Genomic DNA, 25,933 nt, shown 5'->3' with positions numbered 1-25,933 from the left:
GTGGCGCCATCCTCCCCCACTTCCCCCCGCACCGGCCGGCCGCTGACCGTGCAGCTCTCGCTCAGCCCGCCGGACGGCACCACCCGCTACGTCGACCAGGTCGTGGAGGGTGCGCCGACGGACGTGGCCTTCCGTTTCTTCTCCTGGCGCGCGGCACTGTTCGGCGGGTACGACGTCTTCCACGTGCACTGGCCGGAGTTCCTGGTGCGCGACCCGCAGCCGGTGAAGGCATTCCTCCAGCGGCTCTCCCTCCGCGTCCTGCTCCTGCTGCTGCGGGTGCGACGGGTGCCGATCGTGCGAACGCTCCACAACCTGCGGCCGCACGAGTCCGGCCATGTTGCCGAAACCCGGGTGCTTGACGCGCTTGACCGTCGGACGGCGGCCTTCATCAAGCTCAATCCGACGACGCCGCTGCCCCCGAGCGCCTCGAATTCCGCCGAGGTGGTGACCATCCCGCACGGCCACTACCGCGGCCGGTTCCGGTCCGACGCACAGCCGGTACCAGGCCGCATCCTGCACTTCGGACTGATCCGCCGGTATAAGGGGGTGGAGACGCTGCTCGGCGTGTTCAGGTCCCTGGAGGATCCCGGGCTGCAGTTGCGCATCGTCGGGCGTCCGTCCGACGGCCTGGGGGAGGTCATCGAACGGGAACAGGCTTACGATGCCCGGGTGAGCTCTGTGCTCCGATTCGTGCAGGATGCCGAGCTCGTTGATGAGGTCGGCCACGCCGAGCTCGTTGTACTCCCGTACCGCGAGATGCACAACTCAGGGGCGATCCTGGTTGCCTTGTCGTTGAACCGGCCGGTCCTCGTTCCCTCGTCCCCGGCCAACGCGGTGCTCGCCGAGGAGGTCGGACCCGGCTGGGTGCACCAGTATGAGGGCGAACTCACCACGGAGATCCTGGGCGGCACACTCGACGACCTGCGTGCGCGCCCCCGCACAGAGCCGCCCCGGCTCGATGGTCGGGACTGGATGACCATCGGCGCTGCGACCAGCGGGGTGTACCGACGGGCCCTCGCCCGCAGCCGCCCGGCACGCGCTGACGCCGCAGCGCTCGAACCCGTGCGATGAGCGAGGACGCCGCCCGGGCAGCAGTGCCCGGTTTCCCCACCACAGTCGGCCTAGGCCGCACCGCGGGCAGGGGCGCGGCGACGACACTGAGCGGGCAGGTCATCCGCATCACCGTGCAACTGACCGGCATCATCATCCTGGGCCACCTGTTGGCGCCGAGCGACTACGGCCTCATCGCATCCGTCACCGCGGTCATCGGCATCGGGGAGGTATTCCGGGACTTCGGGCTGTCGTCGGCGGCCATCCAGGCGCGTCAGCTCAGCCGCCACCAGAAGGACAACCTGTTCTGGGTGAACAGTGCGATCGGCCTGGCGCTGACCGGGGTGGCGATCGCGTGCAGCGGCCTGATCGCCGGCCTGTACGGCGATGCGCGGCTCGGGCCGCTGACCCAGGTGCTCGCGTTCACCTTCCTCCTGAACGGGCTGGCCACCCAGTTCCGCGCTGACCTCAACCGCAACTTCCGTTTCGTCGCGCTGACCGGCACGGAGATCGCCGCGCAACTCGGCGGGCTGGTCATCGGGGTGGTGATGGCGACCACCGGGTGGGGTTACTGGTCGCTGGCGGGGCAGCAGGTGAGCCAGGGCGTCCTGGCGCTGCTGTTCCTGGTGCCGGTGACCAGGTGGTTCCCGCGCGGGTTCCACCGGGGCACAGACATCGGCCACTTCCTGCGCTTCGGCTCGAACGTCTTCGGCACCCAGATGCTCGGCTATGCCAGCCGCAACGTCGACTCCGTGGTGATCGGCGCGACACTCGGGCCCGGTCCGCTCGGCCTGTACAACCGGGCGTTCCAGTTGCTGCTGCTGCCGCTGAACCAGATCAACGCGCCGTCCACCCGGGTGGCGCTGCCCGTGCTGTCGCGGTTGCAGGACGAGCCGGAGCGGTATGGCCGGTTCATCACCCTCGGCCAGCGGATCATGCTGCACCTGGTGACCCTCGTGCTCGCGCTGGCCGCCGCGCAGGCCGCACCCATCATCCTGATCACTCTGGGCGACCAGTGGATCGGTTCGGCGCCGATCTTCCAGATCCTCAGCGTCGCCGGGTTCTTCCAGGTCGCCGGGTACGCCACGTACTGGGTGTTCCTCTCGAAGGGGCTGATGCGGCAGAACTTCTACTTCTCGCTGATCACCCGGCCGCTGCTGATCGTGTTCGTGCTGGTCGGTTCGTTGTGGGGCGTGTACGGGGTGGCCGCCGGCTACTCCATCGGCATGGCGCTGTCCTGGCCGTTCAGCCTGTGGTGGATCAGCCGGGTGTCCGATGCCCCGGCTCGCGACCTGTTCCTGGCCGGCGCCCGCGCCGCGGTCGGCTACGGGGTCGCCGCCATGGCGTCCGTCGCGGCGACGCTCTGGGTTCCGTCGGGGTGGCCGGTGGTGAGCCTGGTGGTGGGGGCGGCGGCGTTGTTCGCAGCGGTGGCGTTAATCGCACTGGCGTGGCCGGCGTTCCGGCGAGACGTGCTGGCGATCGTCGCGAGCCGGGAATTCCTGCTGGGGGCGCCCGGATCGGGTCGCCGGCGGATGCGCGGGCTGCAGCAACGCGGGCGGCGCACCTGGAATGCGCTGGTGGCCGCGTCCGGGGTGACGTCGGCCCTTGACCGGGTGGTGTTCCGGCGGGCTGTGCGCGGGGCCCGGGCAGAGGAGGCCGCGGATCCCGCCGCCGACGGGCGACGGTGGCACCTGCTGATCGCGCCGCCGGGGGCCGGCAACATCGGCGACCAGGCGATGGTCGAGGCGTTCCTCGAGAACACCACCGGCGACGTGCGGATCGTGGTGCGCACGATGAACGACCTCCGTCTCCCGGAGGCGCACGCCGCACGCGCCGACATGCACGCGCTGCCCGCACTGATCCACGGCGTTGAGACGGCGCACCGGCGCGACATCGCCGCGCTCGGCCGGCTGCTCTCCGCGGCCCGGTCGTTGACCGTGGTCGGCGCAGACGCGATGGACGGTGCGTACGACGCGCGGGCATCCGTTCGGCGAGCGGATGTCGCCACCCTGGCCGCGGGGATCGGTGTCGACGCGCGCATCCTCGGTTTCAGCTGGAACAGCCGGGCGCGGGCAGGTGCCCGCTGGGCGGTGCGGCGGGCGGGGCGCGCCGGGGTGCGGCTGCTGGTGCGCGACCCGATCTCCGGTGCCCGGGCGCGGCGTGCCGGGTTCCGCGGCGTCGTCGACACCGCCGATGCGGTGTTTGCCGCGCACACCGTCTCAGCCGATGTGGTCGACCGGCTGCTCGGCAGCTCACCGCCGGCCTACGCCGTGGTGAACCCGAGCGGCCTGGTCGGCCGCTCGATGGACCAGACGAGCGAGTACACGGTGATCGTGCGGGCCCTGCTCGAACGCGGGATCGGCGTGATCCTGCTGCCCCACGTCATCCGGTCGAGTGCGAGCGACCTGACCGCCTGCCGGGCGATCGCGGCGCGCGTCGATGATGCCCGCGTGGTGCTGGTCGACCAGCAGCTCAGCCCGGCCGAGGTGCGCGGGCTCTGCGCCTCCGCCCGACTGGTGGTGGCCGGGCGGATGCACCTGGCGATCCAATCGTTGTGGAGCGCGGTGCCGGCGATCACGCTGTCCACCCAGGGGAAGGTCGCGGGCCTGATGCAGTTGTTCGGCGCGAAGTGCGAGCGACTCTGCGTGACGCCCGGCGCCGGCCTCGCCCACCGGATTGTGCCGCTCGTCGACGAGTTGCTCGCCGATCGCGCGGGTTGGAGTGCCGGCGTCGTCGCGCGCCTGTCCGCCGTGCAGCACTTGGCCGACGTGAACTTCCAGGGGCTGAGGGCGGTCGACCGCGCGGGCGACGAGGCGGGTGGCGAGGCGGCCGACGTGGCGGCGTCGGTCGACCGCCCGGCGGCAGTAGACAGGGCGGCCGAGGCCGGCGAGCCCCTGCGTGCGGGAGCGGGCATGGCCGGCGTTGGAGCGGGAGCGGACGGGCGTCCGGGCGACGCCCTGCAGCTGGCCGGCGTCCCCGCACGCCCGGGAACCGGCTGGCCGGCCGGCCCGGCGAGCGCCGTGGTCAGCGGGGCCGCTCCGGTGGCCGGCCCGCACGGCGGCGCGCTTGTCACACCCCCCATCAGCTCACCGTTCAGTCCACCAGCGAGGCAGGAGACACCATGACACCCGCCGAAACCCCCACCCAGCCGCCATGGTCCCCGCAACGGATCCTGTTCGTGGTGTCGTCGCTCCACGGCGGCGGCGCGGAGTTCGTCGCCCGCACCTGGATGGGCTGGCTCGCCGAACGCGGGCACGATGTCTCGGTGGTGCTGGTGTCCGAGTCGCCAGGCGCGCGCGACTACCTCCCGGACGGCGTGCGCCTGCTGCGTTTGACCGCGCTCCCCGGACAGGTGGCCAAGGCCAATGCCCTGCGGGCACTGCTGTTCGCGACCAAACCGCAGGTCGCGATCGCCTTGCAAACACACCCGAACCTGGTGCTGCTTGCCGCGTCGCGCATGATGCCGCGCGCCGAGCGGCCGAAAGTGGTGATCAGCGAACGCAACGTCGTGTCGCTGGGGCTGCCGGGGGCATCCGCTTCACATCGCGCCAAGGTGCTTGCCGCACAGCGCCTCTACCGGCTCGCCGACCACGTGATCGCGATTTCGCACCCGGTCGCGGCGGAGTTGATCGCCGGGTTCGGCGTGCGCGGCGAGCGGGTGACCGTGGTGCCGAATCCGGCGACGGCCAAGGTGGCGGCCACTGTGGCGACGGCCACGGTGGCGACGGCCACGGTGGCGACGACGCGGGCAGCGGATGCCGTGGTGCTGGTCGCGACGGGCGGCGCGGGGAGGGATGTTGGCACAGTTTCGGGCGGCACTGTTACCGGCGGCACGGTTACCGGCGGCACGGTTACCGGCGGCACGGTTACCGGCGGCACTGTCCCGAGCGGCACTGTCCCGAGCGGCACGGTCCCTGGCGGCACGGTCCCTGGCGGCACGGTCCCTGGCGACACTGTCCCGAGCGGCACTGTCCCGAGCGCTGTCACGGGCGGTACGGATGGCTCGACCGGAACGGCCGGCGCGTCGGCGCGGCGACCGGGATCCGACCGCGGAATCCAGATCGTGGTCGTCTGCCGGCTGGTGCCCCAGAAGCGTCCGTTGCTCGCCATCGAGGCCGCCGCGGAGCTGGCCCGGCGCGGGATCAGCGTGGAGATCATGACATTCGGCGACGGTCCACTCCTGGGCGACCTCGCCGACGCCGCCGACCGAGTCGGCGTGGACTTCTGGCACCGCGGCTGGGTGGAGAACTGGTTCGCGGCGCTGGACGACAACGCCGTCGTGGTGCTCCCCTCGGATCGCGAGGGATTCGGCAACGTTTTAGTCGAAGCGGCAGCGGCCGGCTATCCTGCCGTCGCCGTGTCCGGCGCGCTCGGCGTGGCCGACGCCATCGTGCCCGGGATCACCGGCGAACTCGCGCTCTCGGCCAACCCGGTCGACCTCGCCGATGCGATCCTTCGAGCCGCCGACCTGCCACTGGACCGGGCGCTCATCGAGCCGTGGCTGCGCCGGTTCTCGGTCGAAGCCAGCGGTTCGGCGCTGGAGAGCGTGCTGGCGCGCACGGTGGGCGTCGCATCCGGGCAGCGGTACCCATGAAGATCTTCGCCTCCGTGCTGGGCCAGGTCGACAATGTGGGCGACACCGTGCTGCGCCGCGCCTTCCTGGAGGCGTTGCGCCCGGCCGGCGAACTGCAGCTCTTCGTCGGCGAACGCGACGACTCGTATCTCGGCGCCCTGGGCCTCACGGACGCCGATACGGTGTTCCGCTCGTCGGCGAGCTGGCGACGCGAGGTCTCACGCACCAGCCTGCGCGAGGCATCCGTTTACGCGTTCAACGCGGGCGAGATCGAGGTGCGCCGCTCCTACGCCGGGCAGTACCTCCGGCTCGCGCCCTTACTGCTCGCGTCTCGGCTTCGCGGGGGCCACGCAGTACATGCCGGTTTCGGCATACGTCGGCCGAGCTGGTGGCGGGTGCCGATCGGGGTGACGCTGCACATGTGTGACATCGTGTCCTGGCGCGACCACGAGAGCCGCGCGGCCATGGGCCTCGGCCGGGTGGCACCGGATTGGGCGTTCGCCGTCGGCTCCCCCGACGCGCACCTCACCACCGGCTGGAGCGACGCCGATCGCGGGCTGCTGGCGGTGTCGATGCGGTACAACGGACCGCGACCGGATGCGACCTGGACGCGCTCGGTACGCCGGCTCGCCGACCAGCACGGTCTGGAGATCGTCACGGTCGCCCAGATCCTGCGCGACGGACCCCTCGCGGCTGAACTGGCCGCCGAACTCGGGGGCACCGCGGTGGTCTGGAAGGGCCCGGACCACGCGGGGCAGGAGGCACGACTGCGCGAGACGTACCGGCACACCCGGCTGCTGGTCACCAACCGGCTGCACGCCGCGGTGATGGGCCTCACCGAGGGCGCGCTGCCGCTGGCACTGACGCAGGCCGGCAGCGTTCAGGGCAGCGTTCAGGGCACCGTCGCGAGCAGCGTACAGGGCACCGTCGCGGGCAGCGGCAAGGTTCCCCGGAGCCTTGCTGCCGCCGGGATCCTCGGCGTGTCCGTCGATGCCGGGCTCGCCGACTTCCCCGCCCTCGCGCGCACCGCCCGCGACGTGCTCAGCCGCCGGGAGCCGATCCTGCAGCACGTCGTCGACGCCCGCGCCGACCTCCGGACGCTCGGCGAGGACATCCGGAGGCTGGCAGTATGACGCGTCGCCGGGACCATGCTCCGCCCTCCGAGGATGCCGCCACGGAGCCGCCGACGGTCAGCATCATTGTCCCGGCGCACAATGCGGCCGACTACCTGGAGGCCACGGTCACGGGCCTCCTCGGACAGACTTTCGCCAGCACCGAGGTCATCGTCGTCGACGACGGTTCGACGGATGCCACGGCCGTCGTCGCACGCCGCCTCGCCGACCAGCACCCCCGGGTCCACTTCCTGTGGCAGCCCTTCAACGTCGGCGTCGCCCGGGCGCGCGAACGCGCCGTGCGACACGCCCGCGGCGCCTACCTGTGGTTCGTCGACGCCGACGACCGGCCGGTAACGGATGCCGTCTCCCGCCTCGTCTCCGCCGCCCGGCGTACCGACGCCGACGTGGTCATCTGCGGCGCCGAGTTCGTCTACCCGGACGGACACACGCGTGCGCTTCGGGCTCCACAGTTGCCGGTGCCGGTGTCAGGCGAGACGGCGTTCCGGATGCTGCTCCTGGGCGACATCAGCGGGCACCTGTGGAACAAACTGTTCCGTCGAACGCTGGCCGAGCGAATTGACTTCACCGCCGCGCGCGTGCACTCGGACCTCGCGATGACGGCCCAGCTCCTCGCCGCCGCACGGCAGGTCGCCGCCATCCCCGACATGCTCTACTCCTACATCCAGCGGCCCGGGTCGATCCTGCGTTCCGGGACACGGCGACTGGAATCCCTCGAGCTGGTCGAGCGGGCCGTCCGGGACGCGGCCGGCACCCTCGATCCGCACCTGCTTCGCTCCCGGCCGTATCGCTACTTCGAGCTTCGGTTCATCGCACTGTCGGGGCTGAAGGACGTGGTGACCGGGCCATATGATCGCGCCGAACGCACGGCTCTCGTCGCGACGCTGCGCCGCCGGGTCGGGCTCAACACATTCGTGGACCTCGTCGTCAGCCGCGACTGGAAGCGTCTGCTGCTCGCGGCGTCGGCGAAGCTCTCGGTGGGACTCCACCGGCTGGTGCTGCGGTTCGCCGGCGCAGACGAGCGCCTGCCCGCTGCAGGACACCCGACGGACAGCGCCCGGCACCGGGCGGTTTGACCGGCCGCAGTGCACCTGTATTTCATCCCTCCCGTTTCTATCGCCCCAGTTCATCCCTCGTTTCATCCCCCAGTTCATCCCTCGGTTCATCCCTCGGTTCATCCCTCGCGTTTCATCGCCCTCGGAAAGGCTGATTTTGGAGCATCCAGAACCCGAAGAAGGGCCGGTCAGCGGCCAGCTCGCCACGGAATCAGGGGCCGGCTCACTTTGAACACACAGAGGCCAACGCTTAGGGTGAGTGCGGCTCACTACTGAAAGGCCCCCCGACATCTTGGATATCCGCCCGACGCTCCGCACCTCGCTCCGCCGCACCATGCTCAACCGCACCGCACTCAACGGCACTCCGCTCAACCGCACCGCGCGCGCCACCCGCCGCAGCAGCTCCGCGCGCCCGAATATCCTGTTCCCCGCCGCTGTCGCGGTCGCCGTCGCCGGACTCCTCATCGGAACCATGGCTCCCCTGGCCGCCGCCCCGGCGAGCGCCGCAGTCTCCTCCGAGGCGAGCACTCTCGCGCCGACCATCATCGGGGCCGCCTCCAGCGACATCGCCTACGACGGCGCATGGCGTTCCACCGCCTCGACGAAGGATCAGAGCGGTGCGATCCGTTTCCTCTCCTCAGCCGGGTCGGCGTCGTACACCTTCACCGGAACATCCGTCGGCTGGGTCACCCGCCTCACCAGTTCGTCTGGCATCAGCACGGTCAGCATCGACGGCGCCGTGGTGGCGACTGTCGACGGCTACGCGGCAGAGACCGCTTACCGCCAGCTCGCATACGCCACCGACACCCTCGCGCCGGGCCAGCACACCATCACCGTCACCCGCACGGGGCAGAAGAACCCCGCGTCCACCGGAACCAACACGATCGTCGACGCTTTCGGCGTGGCCGATGTGGCCGTTCCCACGCCACCGGCAACCGATGCCCCGCTGCCGGTTCCCGCGCCCGAGTCCGTTCCCGCTCCCGAACCCACCCCCGCCCCTGAGGCCATCGAGGCCGACGCCGCGCCGGTTGACGCGACGCCCGTTGCCGCCGCACCAGCCGGTGTGACCGTCGGGGTGTACGAGAACACGTCGGCACCGGTGAAGTACTCCGGCGCCTGGCGCACCATGAACTCGGGCAGCGACAGCGGCGGGTCAAGCGAGTACCTGAACTCCGCCGGGTCGGCGACGCTCACCTTCACCGGCACCGCCGTGCAGTGGCTGAGCCGCGTCACACCGTCCTCGGGCATCGCCAACGTCTATCTCGACGGGGCGAAGACCACGGTCGACCGGTACTCGAAGTCCACCGCCTACCAGAAGGTCGTCTACTCACGCAGCGGTCTGGCCGACACAACGCACACGCTCACCATCGAGTGGAGCGGCACGGCCAACCCGGCGTCGTCCGGCAAGAACGTGATGATCGACGCGCTCGTCGTTCCCGACGTCGCACCGCCGGCCAAGCCGACGGCCCTCGCCGCATCCAACGCCTCGGGGAATGTGGCTCTGTCCTGGTCGGCCGGTACGTCACCCGACGTGGCAAGCTACCGCGTCTACAACGTCAGCCCGGCCGGAGCGTACTCCCTGATCGGACAGACGGCGAAGACCAGCACATCGTTCACGGTCCTGGGCGTGCCCGCCGACTCGAGCCAGTCGTACGCGGTCACCTCCGTCGACACCGCCGGCAATGAGTCGGCCCATTCGGCGGCGACAGCCGTCAAGACCGGCACCACCCCGGTGGGCAGCTACCGTTCGGCGAACTGCCCGGCTGCCACGGTGACCGTGTCCAACGCGAAGGACCTGATGAAGGCCGTCGCATCCGCTGCCCCGGGCGCTGTGATCAAGATGGCGGACGGCACCTACCGCGGCCAGATGAACCTCACCGCCAAGGGCACCGCGACCAAGCCGATCTGGCTGTGCGGTTCACGCAACGCCATCATCGACGGCGGCGGCATCACCAACAACCAGTCGCCGATCCAGGTCAACTACTCCTCCCACCTGATCGTCACCGGCATGACGGCGACCAACGGGCTTAAGGGCGTCACCGTGCGCGGGAGCGACCACATCACCATCTCGGACATGCTCGTTGAAGGGATCGGCTTCGAGGGCATCCACCTGCGGTCGAACACCACGGACAGCGTAGTTGTGGGCAACACGATCCGCAAGACCGGCCTGCTCAACAGCCTCTACGGCGAGGGCGTCTACATCGGCTCCTCCGATGCGAACTGGTGTGCGCTCACCAACTGCAACCCAGACAAGAGCGACCGGAACGCCGTGGTCGAGAACACCATCTCACACACCACCGCGGACATGGTCGAAGCCAAGGAGGGCACCACGGGTGGACTCATCCGCGGCAACTCGATGAACGGCACGGACGCGATGAACCACACCGAGTCGTGGATCATGGTCAGCGGCAATGGCTGGTCGGTCGTCGACAACTCCGGAACCCAAAGCAGCCTGAACGGGTTCCGGGTCAACGGCGCCACCGTCGGCTGGGGCTTCGGCAACCTGTTCGCCGGCAACACCGGTGCGGTGGATGCGGCCGGTTACGGCTTCAAGTTGTACGAGGTCAACGGCAAAGACACCAGCGGCACGCTCGTCTCCTGCGGCAACACGATGACCGGGGCCGCGGCGGGCTTCAGCAACGTGGCCTGCACGAAGTAGGACTGCGTTACTCCGGCCGGGCGCGCATTCCGCTCGGCCGGGCGTGCCAGCGCCCATTGCCGCTCCGGCGTGTTGCTAACTCCTGCAAAACGCGGCGGGGCCCACATCCCGGGCCCGGAATTCCGCGGATCGGGCGCTGCGCCACCTCGAATTGCAGGAGTTAGCAACGAGGGGGGGCGGGTCACCCGGGTTGCGACGGCTGCGGAGGGCGCCTCCGGGGTGCCGGGAGCGACCGGAGCGGTGGCGCTGGGCCGGCCGGGGCTCGGCGCCGCCCCGCCGGGAGCTCCAGCACCCGTTGCCGCCCCCGTGTGTTGCTAACTCCTGCAAAACGCGGCGGGGCCCACATCCCGGGCCCGGGATTCCGCGGATCGGGCGCTGCGCCTCCTCGAATTGCAGGAGTTAGCAACGAGGGGGCGCGTCACCCGGGCTGCGAACGGCTGCGGGGGGTGCCTCCAGGGTGCCGGGACCACCCAGAGCGTCGGCGCTGGGCGGCGCGACGCTCGAGTGCCAGCTTCCACACCGCCTCCACCCGCGGGAACACCGCGGCGGTGGAATAGGTGGCCTGGTACGAGGCGGATGCCCTGCTGGCGAGCCCGCCGCGGAACACCTCGTCGCTGATCACGAGCTGGAGCGCGTCGGTGAGCGCATCGACATCGCCCGGCTCGACCAGGACACCGGCGCCATCCCCCAGAACGGCGGGAATCCCGCCCACTGCCGTCGACACCACCGCGTTGGTCCGGGCCATCGCCTCGAGGATGAACATCGGCATGGCTTCGTCCCGCGACGGGAGCACCGCCACCGACGACCGATCCAGCAGCGCCATCAACGCGGCGTGATCCAGCGCTCCCGTGAACTCGGCGTCCGGGATAGCGTCCGGCGGCGGGGCGAGGTCAGGTTCGACGATCGGGCCTGCGACCACCAGCCTCCAGCCATGGCCGGGCATCCGCTCGGTCAGCGACCGCCAGGCGGACACCAGCACGTCGACGCCCTTCCGGCGCTTCACCGCACCCCCGAACACCACCAGCCGCTCCTTCAGCCGCGGCGCCCCGGCCGCCACGGCGTTCGGAACCATCACGACGTCGCCCGCCGGAACGAACCGTTCGGCGACGGAGTTGGACTCCTCCGACAGCGAGATCAGCACTGTCGCCGCCCGCAGGACGCGCCCGACGAGTCGTGGGTGTGCGTGCGCGAAGGCCCGGAACTCGCTCCCATGCAGGTGTCCGACCGTCGCGAACCCCCGCGCCCGCGCCACCAGCAGCAGGGCGCCTTCCCGCACGAACGACCCACGCTCCGAGAGGTGCACGACCACAACGGTGTTCTCGCGGCCTCGGAGGAGCAGGATCCGGCCGGCCGCGGACGCGGCGAGCCAGGCAGCACGGATGCCGGTGCTCCCGTCCCGCGAGGAGATCGCGCGGGTGTCGAAGTCGTCGAAGTCCCAGCCGAGGTATCCGTTGACCACCTGGGTCATGCCGCCGGCCACTTCACCGTGACGCCCGACGTGGACCGCGACGTTTCGTCTCATGAGCCGGCGCCGTCCCGCACGAAACCAGCATCGATCGGGGTTTCCGGCGCCAAAACATCAAAAACCGGGCCTTCCACGGGCGAAGCTGATGTCTTCGCGTCGGCGGCCGGCCCGGTGGTGGCCTTCGCGGTAGCGAGAGGCCCCGTGGTGGCGCGATGCCCGGCGGCGGTCGCGCCCTGCCCGGCGGCGGTCGCGGCATGCCCGGTGGCGGCGCCAGTCCCAGCGGCGGTCGCGGCTTGCCCGGTGGTGGAGCCAGTCCCGGCGGCGGTCGCGGCCTGCCCGGTGGCGGCGCSAGKCCCRGYGGCGGTCGCGGCTTGCCCGGCCGCCGCGGCCGGCACAGCGCCCAGCGTCCGGGCCACCCGGCCCCCGGCCTCTTCCAGCGCGGCCCTGGCCTGTTCCAGCTGCTCGAGCAGGATCGCCCGCCGCTGCAGAAGCCCCTCCATTCGCGCCACCAGGTCGGGCGTCCCGAGCCCCGCCGCCGCGCAGGCGACATCGTAGATCCCCGCGGCCGCGAAGTGCTGCGCGAGCTTGTCCGACCCGTCGAGCACCAGCCCCGCCGGCACCGCGCCCTCGGTGAGCGCCGCGATCAGCACGTGCAGCCGGTCGCTCACCACCACCGCCGCCCGCCGGTACAACGCCCGCAACCGCGCCTCCTGCTCGTCATGGCCGGTCCCGTCCCAAAGCAGGGCGCGTCCCCCCAGAGCGGATGCCAGTCGCCCCGACCGCTCGTCGTCGACGTGCACCTGGGTGGCGGACCAGATCGCCAGGCCGTGCCGCTCCGCGAACTGGCGGATCGCCTCCAGCCACTCCTCCGGAGGGTCCGGGCGCAGGTAGAGGTCCGACCGCATCGACACCACGAGCAGGTCCCGGACGCCCAGGCCCGGAGCGGAGGCGCCCGGCACCAGGCCAGCGGTCCCCTCCCCGAACCCCAGGTCCGGCATCACGCCTCCGCCGAGGTACCGCGCGGTCTCCGCATCCCGCCACAGCGACAGGTTCGACAACGCGATCGACGGGCGGATCAGCATCCGTGGCAGCGCCGAGAAGTTGCGGCTCCCCGCGCCGACCCGCACCGCGGCTCCCCCGCGTGCCCGGATCAGCGCCACGAGCGGCAGCATCGACAGGTGCTCCTTCATCCCGATCAGGGTGAGCTGGATCTCTCCCGGCTTGAACACGTACGATGCCTGCCCGCGGGCCGCGTGGGCCAGGCCGGCCGCGTACCAGGCGGCGAACGAGCGGTACCGCACATCCCCGGGTTTCAGCCCCAGCCCCTTGTCGTACCCGGCGGGGGACCTGCCGACATACACGTGCAGCCGGCCACACGGGCGCAACCAGTCGAGCAGGTGCCGCCGCAGCAGCACATCGCCGACGTTCTCGTACTGGCCCCGGCCGGGCACGAAGATCTCCACGCGTCAGAGCCCCAGTCCGACCGGGAGCGCCGGGTCCACCCGGCGCCGGGCTGCTGCATAGATGACATCAGCGGTCAGCTCGGGCGCGTCGACGGCTTCCACGACCCCGAGTGCCGACGCGAGTTCGGCGATCTGGGTCTGGTGGTCGTCGACGTGTTCTCCCCTGGCCTTCCGCCGGGTGACCAGCACCGGATAGATTCCGGCCTCGAGGAAAGCGATCAGGCTGCCGACGCCGGCGTGGGTGACCACGACATCCGCGTTCTCCGCCGCATCGTGGAAGTCGTTGAACAGCATCTGCCCGTACGCGCGCCCCGGCAGGTCATCCCGCTCGGTGTACCCGAGTTGCCAAACCGTGCGTTCGTCGGCCAGTCCGGTGGCCAGCACCGCGTCGACCATCGCGTCGAACCGGTAGCCCTCAATCGTGCCCAGCGTGACGAACAGGCTCGGCCGCTCTGCGGGGGGCTTCGGCAGGCTGCGGAAGGTGTTGAACACGCTCTGGTGCATCTGCCAGCGTCCGTGCGCCCACGACTCGTGCTGCGTGTGCATCTCCACGAGCCGACACGCCGCGAGGATACGCCCGCTGACCGACGGCCCCTCAACCCGGGACACACTCTCGATGTAGAGACTGGGGATGCCTTCCGCTGCTGCCAGCGGCAGCGCGGAGACGGCGATCGCCGAACCGGTGCTGACAACGCCGTCGAAGTGCTCATGCCGCAGCAACCGTTCGACGATCCATGCGGTGCGCATCACACCGCGCACGTCCCTGGGCCGCACATAGGGAACGAACAAGCGACGTTGTCCGGACAACAGGGAACGGGTCTGCGCCGAATCGAAGGTGACCCAGAGTGAGTTCGGCGCTGCCCCGAGGCCCGGCGCCAGGCGCGCCAACTCGGCGACGTGGCCGCCGGTCGATGCGACAAGCATCAACTTGCGGTCTGCTGGCGGATCTGTCGTTCCCATTGGCTTCCTCGTCATTTCGGGTGTTCGAGGTCGTGCTGGTTTCGAGCGGTGAGGGCGGTCGTGCTGGTTTCGAGCGGTGAGGGCGGTTCTACTTCCAGTTGTTTCCGTCGCGGGTCAGGGGTCCGATCTCGTCGCCGACCCAGAGCCACACGGTGTCTGCCCCGACCGCAACCTGCACGGTGCCGAGGTCGGCGTTGGTCGCATGGCAGCCGGCTGACGACCTGTCGCGCGGCGCAGCCTTGGGCGAGAAGATCTCCAGTTGCACCCCGGTGCACATCGGTGTGCCGATCGCGGCGACGATGTACCCCTGCTTGGTGCCGCCGAGGCTCACGGCGCCGGGCACCCAAAAGCCACTGTCCCAGGTCACCCCCGCGTCCTGCGAGCGGAACAGCCGCTCGTCGTCGCAGAGCACCGCGACGTTCACCTCGGTGCCGGCCTGCACGCTGTTGACCGCCGCGCAGGGCGTCGGCAGCGCGCCGGTGGGGGTGTTGATGCTCGCCGGGCTGCCGGGCACCACGAACCACGAGGTCACGGGCCCGTCAAGCGGATGCCACTTGTCCGCCCGGGAGATCGTGGTGAGCTGCTGGGGGGCACAGGCGTCGGGCATCTGACCGACGGCCGTCACCGCTCCGTTCAATCCACGCTCGAGGTCGAGCACCGAGGTCGCGCCCAGCGAACCGGCCGAGGTGGACGGCTTCCACGTGACGCCGGCATCCGTCGTGTATTCGAGGGTCACCGGGGTGCCGGGACAGGAGCCGGCCGGCGCCCGCCAGGCGGCCGTGGCACTCAGCGCGAGGAGCACCCGCGGCGGTGCCGGGTGCTTGGTCGCGGATGCCGTGGGCTGCGCCGTCGGCGTCGCCAACGCTGAGGGCGTGTACGGTTCAGAGCTGGCGGGGGTGTCCACCCGGGTCGCGGCCAGGGTGCCGACGACAAGGGCTGTCACTGCGACGAACAAGGCGGCGAGGAGCACCCTCGGCCAGACGCGCCGCTCCGGCGTGCCGTCAGCCTCGGTGCGCCTAGCCATCATGCGAACCGGCGGGCACCGCTGCCGGTTCGGCGCCCGGTGCCGAAGTTTCAGCCGTTGAACGGGGAGGGGTCTGCGCACCGCCGGGGGAAACCGCCGCGGCCGCAGCCCGCTTTCCGGTACTGGTTCCCGTCCTGGTGCCGACCCTGTCGCCGGCCCTGTCGCCGACGACATCGGCAGCCGGGCGCCCCTCGGTCTCGGGCGCAGCGACCGGCTGGCCCGCCGGTTCCGGCGCAGCCTTGTCCTCCCGCGACACCGTGCCCTCCCGCAGCGGGGAGCCGGCCTCGGCGTCCGGGCCGCGGGCGGGCAGCATCGTCATCACAGTGCCGACCGGAACCGTGCCGACGACCTCCAGGGCCTCGAGTGCCGCGCTGACCTCCGTGTCCTTCACCCGGCCGGACCCGACCACGAGCAGCGTGCCGGAGGTGAGCCGGCTGAGCACCGCCGCATCCGTCACCGACAGCACCGGCGGGGAGTCGACGAGCACGTAGTCGAAGTGGTCGGTGAGGGTCTCGAGCATCTCGGCCATCGCATCGGAGCCGAGCAGGTCACTCGGGTTCTGCGGGAGCCGCCCCGCTGGAAGTACCCGAAGGTTGCCTCGGACGCCCCACGGTTGCAGGGTCTCCTTGAGCGTCGCCGCACCGACCAGCACGTGGCTGAGGCCGGCGGCGGCGTCGATGCCGAGGTAGCGGGCGACGCGAGGTGCACGCAGGTCGGCGTCGACCAGCGCGACGGATGCGCCACCCTCGGCGAGCACGATGGCCAGGTTGAGCGCGGTGGTGGTCTTGCCCTCGCCGACCACCGCCGAGGTGACGAGGAGGCTGCGGGCCACTCGGGCTGCCGTTGGTCCGGGCCGTCCGGGCCCTGTCCCGAACGCTGCCGACCGGACGTTGGTCCGGAGCGCGCGGAACGCTTCGGCGCGGGCGCCGCGGGCGTTCTCCGCGTCGATCAGCGGCCGGCGCCGGGCACGCACGTCGGTGACGATTCCGCCGAGGACCGGGATCCGGGTAACGCGCGCGAGGTCGGCCCGGTTGTGGATCCGGCGGTCGGCGAGGCCGATCACGAGGGCGACGATGACGCCGATCACGAGGCCCAGCACCAGCCCGACCGCCAGGTTCAGGAGCACGTTCGGCTGCGCCGGGTTCTCCGGGGCGACCGCGGGTTGCAGCACCTCCACCTTCACCGGGCTGGCGCTGCCGTCGACCGGCTTCTCCAGCTGATTCACGACCACGTTGGAGAAACTGGAGGCGACAGCGCTGGAGAGGTCGGCGGCAGCGGCCGGAGTCTCCGCGAGCGCTGCGATCTCGATCACGACGGAGAGCGGTTCGACCGTCGCGGTCACCTCGCGGGCGAGGTCCTCGGCGGTGGTATCGAGCCCCAGGTCATTGATCACCGGGTCGAGGACCCGGGCGCTGGTGACCACTCCGACGTAGGAGGCCACCTTCTGTGCGGTGAAGTTGTTGCCCTGCACCAGGTCACCGGTGGTGGAGCCGGGCGCGATGACCACGGTGACATACAGCTTCGTCGACGCCTGGTACTGCACCGGCATCACCAGGGAGGCGATAGCGCCGCCGGCCAGTCCCACCAGCGCGAAGGCCAGAATCAGGATCCAGCTTTTCCGCACGATACGAACGAGTTTTCTCGGGTCCACAATCACTCTCCACGTCGGGCACTGCGATGGGGTTGGGCTCTGCGATCTCGAGGTTTATTCAACACCCCATACCCGTGGTCACGTAAGTCCCCGTGACCAGATGTTTCGATGCGCGACATCCGCCGGAAACGCTCCCCGCGGGTTGCGCGGCCGCGGGCTCGGCGTGCGCCCGGGCTCATCGCGGCGCATCCAGGTGCGAGTGCAGGAACGCCAACACTGCGCGGGTGGTCGTGGAATCGAGCAGCGAGATCGCGTGCTTCGAACCGGCTTTCAGGTCGAGTGTCACCGGGACGCCGGCCTTCTCGAGCGCGGCGTTCATCGCCTGCGCTTGCTGCTCCGGCACGATCTCGGCGGTCGACGCGGCGATGTAGAACGGCGGGTCAGTGGGGTCAACGGCGTACAGCGGCGACGCCGCACGGGCATCCGGACAGGACTCCGGCGACTCGCAGCCGAGGTAGGCGAGGATCAACCGCACCTCGGCCGCGCCGGGTTTGCCGAGCTTCAGCCCGCTTGCGGTGAGGTCCACCGCCGGGGAGAGCGCGACGACGGCTGCCACCCGCGTCGCCGTGGCTTTGTCGCCCGTGGTCCAGGTGCCCTCGCCAGCCACGCCCTGGGTCGCCGCGATGATGGCGCCGGCCGAGCTTCCGAACAGCGCGACGCGGGCCGGGTCGAGTTCGAACCGTTTCACCTGCGCGGGTTCCCGCAGCCAGGAGATGGCCGCCTTCACGTCGTCGACCTGCGCCGGGTAGGGGAAATTCGGCATCAGCCGGTAGTCGATGCTGAACGCCGCGAATCCGCTCGCGGCCAGTTCCCGGCAGATCCCCATCATCGATTCCTTGCCACCGGACTGGAATCCGCCGCCGTGCAACAGGATCACGGCCGGGGTGGCAGCGTCGCTCCGCGGCAGGCACGCATTCAGCTGCAGCTTCTTTCCCGAGGCGGTGGCGTAGACCAGGTTGCGGGTTCCGTGTGAACCCGCGGTGGGGGTGGGTGTCTCCTCGGCCGGCGGTGCCGCGGTGCAGCCGCCCAGCGCCAACACTGTAGCGAGTGCGCCGGCAACCACGGCGGCGAGCAGGGCGGGGACCGCGGGTGCGCCAGACCTCCTACGACGGATGCCCCAGGTACGGATACTCCGGCTCACGACGCCGACTCGACTTTCTTTCCAGCCCGTTTCGGGGTTGGTCGGCTGCGGAACGGACTCACCCAGAGCCAGTGGACCGGACGCAACAGCTTGGACAGGTACACCGAGGCCAGTAGCACCACCGCGGCCAGCAGGTACGGCGCCAGGTTCGCGAACTTCAACACGTGCACGCCGGCCAGCGGGGCGAGCGCCCAGAGCGCGATCGCGATCAGGAACAGGTGCACGAGGTAGATCTGGAAGCTCCGTTGCCCGAGCGCGCTGACCCAGCCGAGCCAGCGGAACCGCCGCAGGATGACCGACCAGGCGATACCCGCGCCCACCGCCACCACGCTTTCGAGCAGCACCAGCCCGGGGAGGCGCGAGGCGTGCAGGAGAACGATCACCGCGGCCAGGCCGGCGTAGGCGGCGGCCAGAACGATCGCGTGCCAGAGCCGCACCCGCGCCGCGAGTCGACAGGTCTGGTGCGGAACGAACATCGCAACCAGGAAGAACAGGAAGTCCTGGGCGACCCGGTCCCAGCCGACGTTGTTGGTGTCGAGCAGCCCGGTGGTCGTACTCGCGATGGCCAGCAGCACCGCGGCGGTGACCTGCGCCGGGCGCGGTACCCCGCGCACGAGCCAGGCCAGCAGGGTGAACACGGCGAGCGCCCAGACGAACCAGTAGCTGCTGGTCGGCCAGACCGGCAGCAGCAGCACGTTCAGCGGGTCGGTGGGGGCGCTCTCCGTGGCGCGCAGGTGCGGCACCAGCAGGTAGAACACCACCCGGATCAGCGACCACAACAGGTAGAGGTAGACCAGGGTGAGCAGTCGCCGGCGCCAGAGATCCTTGAATGACCAGGTGAGCATCCGCTGGCTGGTGAGACCGGCGACGAAGAAGAACAGCGGCATCGGATAGAACGCGAGCACCGCGCGAATGCGGGAGGTGCCTTCGGCCAGGTCGAGGGCGCTCAGGAACAGGCCGCAGTGGTAGAGCACCACGAGGATGATCGCGACGCCCTTGGCGAAGTCGACCCAGTCGCGGTTCTCGGCATGCCCGATTCGGGTGGAAGGCATGCGCCCCATTCAAGGGCACGCCGCCACCGCGTGCAACCAATCGCTGAAATTTGCTCAAACGGATGCCGTCGTCGACGTTTCGCCCTACGGTTGGGCAACGCCCTTGTTTGTGACACCGATCGAGACGGGTACTGATGAAGCTCTCGAACCTCCGGTACTGGATGCTCAGCCAGTGGAAGGGCACGGCCTCCGCATCCCGCAGCTTCGGGTGCCGGGTGGGCGAGGACTGCCGGATCCTCTCGAAGATCGTCACCAGTGAGCCGTGGCTGGTCTCGGTGGGTGACCGGGTCACGGTGAGCAGCGGCGTGCGGATCATCACGCACGACGGGACCGGCTGGCTCTACCGCGATAGACGAGGCCGGCGGTACCGGTACGCGCCGGTGAGCATCGGGTCCGACGTGTTCATCGGCGCGGGTGCGATCATCCTGCCGGGAGTGAGCATCGGCGACAACTGCGTGGTGGGGGCCGGTTCGGTGGTGACGAAGTCCGTGGCGGATGGCACCGTCGTAGCCGGAAACCCGGCCCGGGTGCTCGGCTCCTTCGCTGATCTCATGGTCCGCGTCGGCGACTGGCCCGCGGACGCCGACATGTCGGGGCAGAGCCACCGGGAACGGGTCGATTCGATCGCGGAGGCGATCCGGCGGGCCTAAGTGGCCCCAGACAGTGCCCCGGTCCCGAGCATTCCGCCCCTCTAGAGGTCGATGGGCTCGATCAAGGTCGGGTCGTCACGCGGGATGGACACGTCGCGCACACTGTTGACCCGCCGGGAGACCGGGTAGCTGGTGATCGTGGCGGCCACCGCAACCGAGGTGCGGTCGAGCATCGCGAGCATGACATCGGGTTGCTCGATCTTGACCGGGCGCAGCCAGTCCTCGAGCACGTCCGGGGTCAGGAACACCGGCATCCGGTCGTGGATCTCCCCCGACGCGTCGCGGGCTTCCCGGGTGATCACGGTCATGCTCAGGCCCCAGCTGCCGTCGTCCTCCTTCTTCGCCGAGTACAGGCCCGCCGCGGCGAGCACCGGCCGGGGACCGTGGATGAAGTGCGGCTGCTTGCCGTCGGGCAGGTCCTGCCATTCGTAATACCCGGTCATCGGCACGATGCATCGCTTGGCGGCGAACGCGGTGCGGAACAACCCGTTGGTGGCGACAGATTCCAGCCGGGCGTTGATCGGCGCCGGTCCCTTGGCCTTCGCCCAGGCGGGCTTCAGTCCCCAGCTGGCGACGTCGAGGGTGCGAGTGACGTCGCCGTGATGCTCCCTTTCCCGCACCATCGGCGCCGGATCGGTGGGGGCGATGTTGTAGCTGGGACGCCAGTCCCGGAAGTCGCCGCCCTCGGCGACGAACTCCTGGATCAGGTCGTCCGTGGACTGGTCCATCGCAAAGCGTCCGCACATGAGGTCAGGCTAGACGGGCGAGGCGGCATGAGCAACCGACAGGTCTGCGGGCCGGTAGAATTCGGCATATGGGGGAACAGATTCGCGGCCTGGTGCTGCGCTTGCGGGATCGCGTGCGTCGGTGCTCCCTCTGTGGAACCCAGATCCAGAAGGCGGCAGCCCGTTACGGCTCGTACCGTTTCTGCTCGGTTGACCACAAGTTCGAGTGGCACTACAGCTGCGTTCTGTAGTCACCGGCCCAGGCGGATCAGGCCTGGTCCTCGAGTAAGTCGGCGAGGCGGCCCGCCAGCACCACGCCCCACGGACCGTAGTCATTGGCGGTACGGAACCGGGTCGTCGACGACCGCGGCGCCGGCGGAAGCGGCACGAACGTCGCGTGAGCGGATGCAGCACACACCCGCTCCGTCAGCTGGTTCATGGCGCGGGCATGCCAGGCGGCGACCCCGCCGAGCGGCGTATCGAAGCCGGGGATGTTCCGGATCGGCTGGAGGCCGACCAGGATCAACTGCGTCGAGCGTGACGAATGCAGGCGCACGTAGTCGATCAGGTTGAACAGCCCACGCCGCCACGCATGGAGCGATGTGAGCGTGAACGCGTCGTTGCCTCCGATGGTGAGCACGATGGCGTCGTAGCGCCAGAGTTCGATCCGGGCGAGCTCGTCGATTGCCGAGGAAATGGTCGTGCGCGTATTCGCGACAACATCCACCTTCGCCCCGCGCCCGGTGCGCGCGGCGAGTTCTCGGCCGAGCGATCCCGGAAGCGCGAGCGCATGGCTGAACACGCCCCGGCCGACCGAAGCCCCACTGCCGAAGAGCAGCACCTGGTCGGTGTCAGGTCCGGCGACGACGACCGTCGGGGAGTCCGACGGTCGTGGCACGTCCGACATTTTTTCGTCGGCCGCCACTGCCCACACCCGCATGACGGGAAGCAGGGCCCAACGGGCGAGCCAGCGCACGGCATCCGTTTGGACTCTGGGGAACGCGTGCGGCACGATACCGATCCTAGGCTGCGCAACGAACGCGGACCGGCTGGGGCCCGCGCCACGATGATTTGCCCCCCAAACGTCCCCAGTTGAGGGGGCAAATGCCCCCAAGTAAAGAGTGTGGGCTGGTTTTTCGATTGATTCTCACTATCTTGAGAGCAGACCCCCAATGGGGGTCCGCCAGATTTCGGGACTGGGTTCATTCATTCGCGTGAAGGACTCCCCCGTGTTCAAGAAATCTCTCGCCATCTTCGCCATCGCCGCCGCCTCTTTCTTCGCCCTCGCGGCCCCGGCCGACGCGGTGACTCCCTACCCACCGGCCGGTCCGTGCGCAACCGTCAGCGGGACCGCCGCGCCGGGTGCGACGCTCGCTGTCGCCTTCAGCGACGGATGCTTCGCTCCCGACGAGCAATACGACGTCACCGTCACCGGTGCCGGCACCGTCATGCTCGACGGAGTCGCGACGGCGTCCATGCGCAAGGCAGCGACGTCATCCGGAGGCGGGGCGCTCCAGGTGACGCTCCCCCAGGACGCGACGGGCAGCTACGTTGTTGCCGCAGTGGGCGTGGCCTCACAGCGGTCGTGCTCGCTCACGCTGGATGTCGTGTCGTCACACCCGGCCGTGGTCACTCCAACAGCCGCTACGACGCCAGTGCTCGCGAGCACCGGTTATGACGTGCCGATGCCGGCTTTGTTGAGCGCGGGAGGCTTGATCCTGATCGGGGCGGCAATCGCGCTCGCCATGGCTCGTCGGGCTCGTTCGGGAGCGAATCGCTCCCGCTGACGACATGGGGATTATCCTGAGGCATGCGTCTCATCTGCACGGGAATCGCGATCTGCGCGGCGCTTATGCTGACCGGGTGCTCGACCGAACTCGAATCAGAGACGCCCACGCCGACTCCCACTTCGACGCCCACTCCCCTCTCTGATCAGGAGCGGCTCGACCAGGAACTGCGCACAGCGGTCAATGTCTACGGCCAGATCATCTGCACCAAGCTGGCCGAGAACCCGGATGCGCGGATCAGCGATGTCGTCGAATCCGTCGTGATCCGGTACGTGCCGGCGAGCGCCGCGACGGCGGACCGTCTGGGCGCCGCGCACCGGCTGCTCACCGACTCCGCCGCCCGGTATTGTCCAGACCAGGCAGCTCGGGTGGCGGAGGGTCTCGCCGAAGGCTAGCGTCCCACACGATCTGGCGCCGACACGCTCGCCACCGGAGATGGCGGCGGGCGGGCCATGGACGGCTCGGTATAGTCGTGGCATGCGGCTGACGGGGTGGAGTATCGCGATTGGTGGCGCACTGTTGCTGACGGGATGCACCGCTGCCCCTCCGCCGGAATCCTCGTCCCACGCCACGACACTCACCCCCACACCAACTCCGCTCTCCCAGCACGAGCTGCTCGACCAGCAGGTGCGCACGGCGGTCAACGTGTATGGCCAACTGGTGTGCACCAAGCTCGAGGAGATGCCCACCGCCACGATCAGCGCCCTGGTGGACTCCTTCGTCAGTCAGTACACAGTGGGGGGCGGCACCGACGCTGAACGCCTCGACACCGCGCATCGTATGCTCACCGGGGCGGTCGCGAAGTATTGCCCGGACCAGAGCGCGCGCGTCGCTGAGGGCATCGCCGCGGGATAGAGCTGCGATAGAGGGGATCGACCTGACGCGAACCGGCAATCGCTGCGAGGATGGGAACATGACCGCTAATCTGCACATCACCGGTGATGCCGCCGCCGACACGCTCCTGTCCGAGAGCCCGCTCGCGTTGTTGATCGGCATGCTGCTCGACCAGCAGGTGCCGATGGAAACGGCCTTCGCCGGGCCGCTGAAGATTTCGGAGCGGCTTGGTTCATTGGACGCCGAAACCGTTGCCGGCCAGGAAGCGGATGCCTTCGCCGAGCTGTTCCGCACGCCGCCGGCCGTGCACCGGTATCCGGGCAGCATGGCGGCACGCACGCAGGCACTCTGCCAGGCGATCGTCGATGACTGGAACGGCGACGCATCCGCTCTGTGGACTCGTGGCCAGCCCGACGGACCTGAGGTGTTGAAGCGGCTGAAGGCGCTGCCGGGTTTCGGCGAGCAGAAGGCGAAGATCTTTCTCGCGCTCCTGGGCAAGCAATACGGCTTCACCGGCGCCGGGTGGCGGGACGCGGCAGGGGCATATGGCGAACAGGACTGTCACCGGTCGGTGGCCGATATCGTGGACGCCAACTCGCTTGCGAAGGTGCGGGAGACCAAGCGCGCCGCGAAGGCCGCGGCCAAGAAGTAGGTAGCGGTCTCGACAATGTCGACCACCGGGGGCGCACGCTCGAGGGGTCTCGACAAGCTCGACCGCCGCTTGGTCTCGACAAGGTCGAGGGGTCTCGACAAGCTCGACCACCGCTTGGTCTCGACAGGCTCGACCACCGCTCCTCGACCACGGGGGCTACAGGCTGCGGCCGTCCTCCCAGAGGCGGTCTGAGGTACCGCTGATCAGCGCGGCGGCCGACATCGCCTGCGCATCGGTGAACGAGGCGATGTAGTCCAGGACTGCACGTGAACGCCCGAGGCGTACGACGTCGTGTCCGGTGCCCGCACTGCTGTCCCGATAGGCCTGCGTGGTCGACTCGACGGAATCGGTGAGCCGGCGCGGGGCTCGCGCCGCGTCATCCGGGTCGGTGAGCCAGGCGTGGAAGCCGGCGACCAGCGCCTCAAGTACCCGAGCCTGGCCCCGCTGATAGATGGTGAGGTCGGGGCGATCGAGCACGAACCGCGAGTGCACGAACTTGAGCACCACCACGTCGTGCCAGGCGTCCTCCCCCAACCGCACGTGGCCGCTGCGGATGTCGGGGTGTTTTTCCACCACAACGGATGCCTGCAGCCGGTCGATCCAGTGCCGCGTGAAGGCCGCCACGGCCCGGTCTGCGGCGATGCCGCCGTCGTACGGCATGGCGAGCAAGCCCTCGACCAGGCCAAGGTTCACTCGAAGTACCGCTTCACGGAACGCGTCCTGGTCGGCGATCCAGGCGTCCTTGCGTTGCACCGATCGCCAGGCCAGTTCGAGCGAATACCCGGGCGTGCGCAGCGAAGACTCGAGTTCCTCATGCGTGAGCCTTGCGAACGTGCCCTGGTTGGCGAGCCAGCTGGTGAGTTCGGCGGAGACCGGTGTGTGCTGCAGCACGCCGGCGCGGTAGAAGTCGTCGAGGTCGTGCACCGAGTAGGCGATGTCGTCGGCGATGTCCATGACCGAGCATTCCAGCGTCTGCTGGTGTGTTCCGATGTTCGGGTACGCGCTCCTGACCCTCGCCATTTCGGCAGCGTCGATCGAGTAGGCGGAGAATTTCTGCGCTCCGGCGGCGCGGTCGAGGCCGACACCGCGGGGTAGCTCACGTGCCGGACGCTCTTCGGTCGTCCACTCGTCGCGCGTCCACGGGTACTTCAGCACCGCGGCTCGCACCGCTGCGGTGAGGTTGAGCCCTCGCTCGGCGGCGTCGCAGGTGTCAAGGGTGGTGAGGATGCGGAAGGACTGGGCGTTGCCCTCGAAGCCGTCGGCGAGTCCGAGCTTGGCGCGCCCGAGGCGATCGAGCACCTGTTCGCCGAGGTGCCCGAACGGCGGGTGTCCGAGGTCGTGGGCGCTGGCGGCGGCCTGCACGACGACCAGGTCGCACCCGCCGAGCTCCGCGATGGTGCTGCGGCTTTCTTCGGTGCCGGTGCGCAGGCTGACCGCGATGGATCGCGCCACCGCCGTCACCTTCAGCGAATGGGTCAGCCGGTTGTGGATCGTTGTCCCCGACCCTGCCTGCGGTATCACCTGCGTGACGGCGGAGAGGCGGGAGAAATACGGCGAGAAGCGGATGCGCTCCAAGTCGACCCGGAATTCGTGGAAGCCGTTCTCCCCAGTGTCACCATGCGGCTCGTCGATATTGCGGCTGCGCGGGACGACGCCGTCGGTCGATGAAGCACGGTCAATCGATGCGGTGCCAATCGATGAGGTGCGCTTCGATGCGCCGTTCTTCGAGATTGCGTCATGCGAATTGGCGTCATGCGAGGGGGTGGAGATCTCCATCACACCAGACTGCACCATCCTGTGACGAGAAGCAGGCCGGGAGGGGGAGAGTCACCGAGGGCGTTCTGGCCGGCTGCTGTCAAGCTGTGGCTGGTAACGGTCAGGTTGTGACTGGCCACTGTCGGGTTGCGACTGCTTGCGGTGGGGTTGTGGTGGGTTATTGGATGCGGCCGCCGCGGCGGGGGGTTCTGGTGATGTCGATGCTGGCTGGGGGGATGAACCAGGGGATGTTGTCGATGATTTTGATGTCCCAGCCTTCGCTGTGGAGGAGGTGGTGGTGGGG

22 protein-coding genes are annotated in these 25,933 nt (G+C 69.7%); 12 read left to right on the top strand and 10 right to left on the bottom strand.

Annotated features, from left to right (window positions below; genetic code table 11):
- The 6 genes from AB4Y94_RS11770 to AB4Y94_RS11745 all read left to right on the top strand — a co-directional run bounded on the left by AB4Y94_RS11770 (window position 1) and on the right by AB4Y94_RS11745 (window position 10,470).
- Complete coding sequence (locus tag AB4Y94_RS11770) at window positions 1–1,071, top strand: glycosyltransferase (protein WP_441728014.1); 1,071 nt, start codon at window positions 1–3, stop codon at window positions 1,069–1,071.
- Window positions 1,068–4,175: an oligosaccharide flippase family protein gene (locus tag AB4Y94_RS11765; protein WP_441728013.1), complete on the top strand. Its 3,108-nt coding sequence runs from the start codon at window positions 1,068–1,070 to the stop codon at window positions 4,173–4,175. Before AB4Y94_RS11770 ends, AB4Y94_RS11765 begins: the two co-directional genes overlap by 4 nt.
- Window positions 4,172–5,644, top strand: a complete 1,473-nt coding sequence (locus AB4Y94_RS11760) for a glycosyltransferase (protein ID WP_441728012.1) — start codon at window positions 4,172–4,174, stop codon at window positions 5,642–5,644. Before AB4Y94_RS11765 ends, AB4Y94_RS11760 begins: the two co-directional genes overlap by 4 nt.
- On the top strand, window positions 5,641–6,756 hold the full coding sequence (locus tag AB4Y94_RS11755; protein ID WP_441728011.1) for a hypothetical protein: 1,116 nt from the start codon (window positions 5,641–5,643) through the stop codon (window positions 6,754–6,756). The genes AB4Y94_RS11760 and AB4Y94_RS11755 overlap by 4 nt, the downstream gene beginning before the upstream one ends.
- Window positions 6,753–7,832, top strand: a complete 1,080-nt coding sequence (locus AB4Y94_RS11750) for a glycosyltransferase family 2 protein (RefSeq protein WP_441728010.1) — start codon at window positions 6,753–6,755, stop codon at window positions 7,830–7,832. The genes AB4Y94_RS11755 and AB4Y94_RS11750 overlap by 4 nt, the downstream gene beginning before the upstream one ends.
- Before the next feature lie 271 nt (window positions 7,833–8,103).
- Window positions 8,104–10,470, top strand: coding sequence for a NosD domain-containing protein (locus tag AB4Y94_RS11745; protein WP_441728009.1), 2,367 nt, complete (start codon window positions 8,104–8,106; stop codon window positions 10,468–10,470).
- A 418-nt stretch (window positions 10,471–10,888) separates the two neighbouring features.
- Here AB4Y94_RS11745 and AB4Y94_RS11740 read toward each other — a convergent pair whose 3' ends face one another.
- From AB4Y94_RS11740 to AB4Y94_RS11710, 7 genes are all read right to left on the bottom strand, one after another.
- A complete protein-coding gene (locus AB4Y94_RS11740; protein WP_441728008.1) occupies window positions 10,889–11,992 on the bottom strand; it encodes a glycosyltransferase family 4 protein in 1,104 nt (367 codons plus the stop codon).
- Window positions 11,989–13,398, bottom strand: a complete 1,410-nt coding sequence (locus tag AB4Y94_RS11735; RefSeq protein ID WP_441728007.1) for a polysaccharide pyruvyl transferase family protein — start codon at window positions 13,396–13,398, stop codon at window positions 11,989–11,991. The genes AB4Y94_RS11740 and AB4Y94_RS11735 overlap by 4 nt, the downstream gene beginning before the upstream one ends.
- Window positions 13,399–13,401: 3 nt before the next feature.
- Window positions 13,402–14,358, bottom strand: coding sequence for a glycosyltransferase (locus AB4Y94_RS11730; RefSeq protein WP_441728006.1), 957 nt, complete (start codon window positions 14,356–14,358; stop codon window positions 13,402–13,404).
- Window positions 14,359–14,446: 88 nt separating this feature from the next.
- Entirely contained in the window at window positions 14,447–15,382 is a 936-nt protein-coding gene (locus AB4Y94_RS11725; protein ID WP_441728005.1) for a hypothetical protein, read from the bottom strand.
- The gene (locus AB4Y94_RS11720) at window positions 15,375–17,033 is read right to left on the bottom strand and encodes a polysaccharide biosynthesis tyrosine autokinase (RefSeq protein ID WP_441728004.1); all 1,659 of its coding nucleotides are present in this window, start codon (window positions 17,031–17,033) and stop codon (window positions 15,375–15,377) included. Before AB4Y94_RS11720 ends, AB4Y94_RS11725 begins: the two co-directional genes overlap by 8 nt.
- A 175-nt stretch (window positions 17,034–17,208) precedes the next feature.
- Window positions 17,209–18,174, bottom strand: a complete 966-nt coding sequence (locus tag AB4Y94_RS11715; RefSeq protein ID WP_441728003.1) for an alpha/beta hydrolase — start codon at window positions 18,172–18,174, stop codon at window positions 17,209–17,211.
- Window positions 18,171–19,226 (bottom strand): acyltransferase family protein, encoded by a 1,056-nt coding sequence (locus tag AB4Y94_RS11710; RefSeq protein WP_441728002.1) that lies wholly within the window; start codon window positions 19,224–19,226, stop codon window positions 18,171–18,173. The genes AB4Y94_RS11715 and AB4Y94_RS11710 overlap by 4 nt, the downstream gene beginning before the upstream one ends.
- 134 nt (window positions 19,227–19,360) lie before the next feature.
- Here AB4Y94_RS11710 and AB4Y94_RS11705 point away from each other — a divergent pair, with 134 nt between their 5' ends.
- On the top strand, window positions 19,361–19,876 hold the full coding sequence (locus tag AB4Y94_RS11705; protein WP_441728001.1) for an acyltransferase: 516 nt from the start codon (window positions 19,361–19,363) through the stop codon (window positions 19,874–19,876).
- 41 nt (window positions 19,877–19,917) lie between these two features.
- Here AB4Y94_RS11705 and AB4Y94_RS11700 read toward each other — a convergent pair whose 3' ends face one another.
- Window positions 19,918–20,622 carry an SOS response-associated peptidase gene (locus AB4Y94_RS11700; RefSeq protein ID WP_441728000.1) on the bottom strand — a complete coding sequence of 235 codons (705 nt, stop codon included), beginning with the start codon at window positions 20,620–20,622 and terminating at the stop codon, window positions 19,918–19,920.
- Between the two features lie 68 nt (window positions 20,623–20,690).
- On the opposite strand from AB4Y94_RS11700, the gene AB4Y94_RS11695 reads away from it, so the two are divergent.
- Window positions 20,691–20,852: a hypothetical protein gene (locus AB4Y94_RS11695; protein WP_441727999.1), complete on the top strand. Its 162-nt coding sequence runs from the start codon at window positions 20,691–20,693 to the stop codon at window positions 20,850–20,852.
- Window positions 20,853–20,869: 17 nt separating this feature from the next.
- On the opposite strand, the gene AB4Y94_RS11690 is transcribed toward AB4Y94_RS11695, so the two are convergent.
- Window positions 20,870–21,613 (bottom strand): GDSL-type esterase/lipase family protein, encoded by a 744-nt coding sequence (locus AB4Y94_RS11690; protein ID WP_441727998.1) that lies wholly within the window; start codon window positions 21,611–21,613, stop codon window positions 20,870–20,872.
- Between the two features lie 217 nt (window positions 21,614–21,830).
- Here AB4Y94_RS11690 and AB4Y94_RS11685 point away from each other — a divergent pair, with 217 nt between their 5' ends.
- The 4 genes from AB4Y94_RS11685 (at window position 21,831) to AB4Y94_RS11670 (ending at window position 23,874) form a co-directional block, all read left to right on the top strand.
- Complete coding sequence (locus AB4Y94_RS11685) at window positions 21,831–22,388, top strand: hypothetical protein (RefSeq protein WP_441727997.1); 558 nt, start codon at window positions 21,831–21,833, stop codon at window positions 22,386–22,388.
- A 23-nt stretch (window positions 22,389–22,411) separates the two neighbouring features.
- Complete coding sequence (locus AB4Y94_RS11680) at window positions 22,412–22,783, top strand: hypothetical protein (protein WP_441727996.1); 372 nt, start codon at window positions 22,412–22,414, stop codon at window positions 22,781–22,783.
- Window positions 22,784–22,865: 82 nt separating this feature from the next.
- A complete protein-coding gene (locus AB4Y94_RS11675) occupies window positions 22,866–23,243 on the top strand; it encodes a hypothetical protein (protein ID WP_441727995.1) in 378 nt (125 codons plus the stop codon).
- Between the two features lie 58 nt (window positions 23,244–23,301).
- Complete coding sequence (locus tag AB4Y94_RS11670; RefSeq protein ID WP_441727994.1) at window positions 23,302–23,874, top strand: HhH-GPD-type base excision DNA repair protein; 573 nt, start codon at window positions 23,302–23,304, stop codon at window positions 23,872–23,874.
- A gap of 156 nt (window positions 23,875–24,030) precedes the next feature.
- Here the strand turns inward: AB4Y94_RS11670 and AB4Y94_RS11665 are convergent, their stop codons facing one another.
- Window positions 24,031–25,650, bottom strand: coding sequence for a deoxyguanosinetriphosphate triphosphohydrolase family protein (locus AB4Y94_RS11665; RefSeq protein ID WP_441727993.1), 1,620 nt, complete (start codon window positions 25,648–25,650; stop codon window positions 24,031–24,033).
- Window positions 25,651–25,933 lie beyond the last annotated feature (283 nt).

The organism is Glaciibacter sp. 2TAF33, from assembly GCF_052114945.1.
GTDB lineage: Bacteria > Actinomycetota > Actinomycetes > Actinomycetales > Microbacteriaceae > Cryobacterium.
This window is presented reverse-complemented; position numbering and strand designations above follow the sequence as displayed.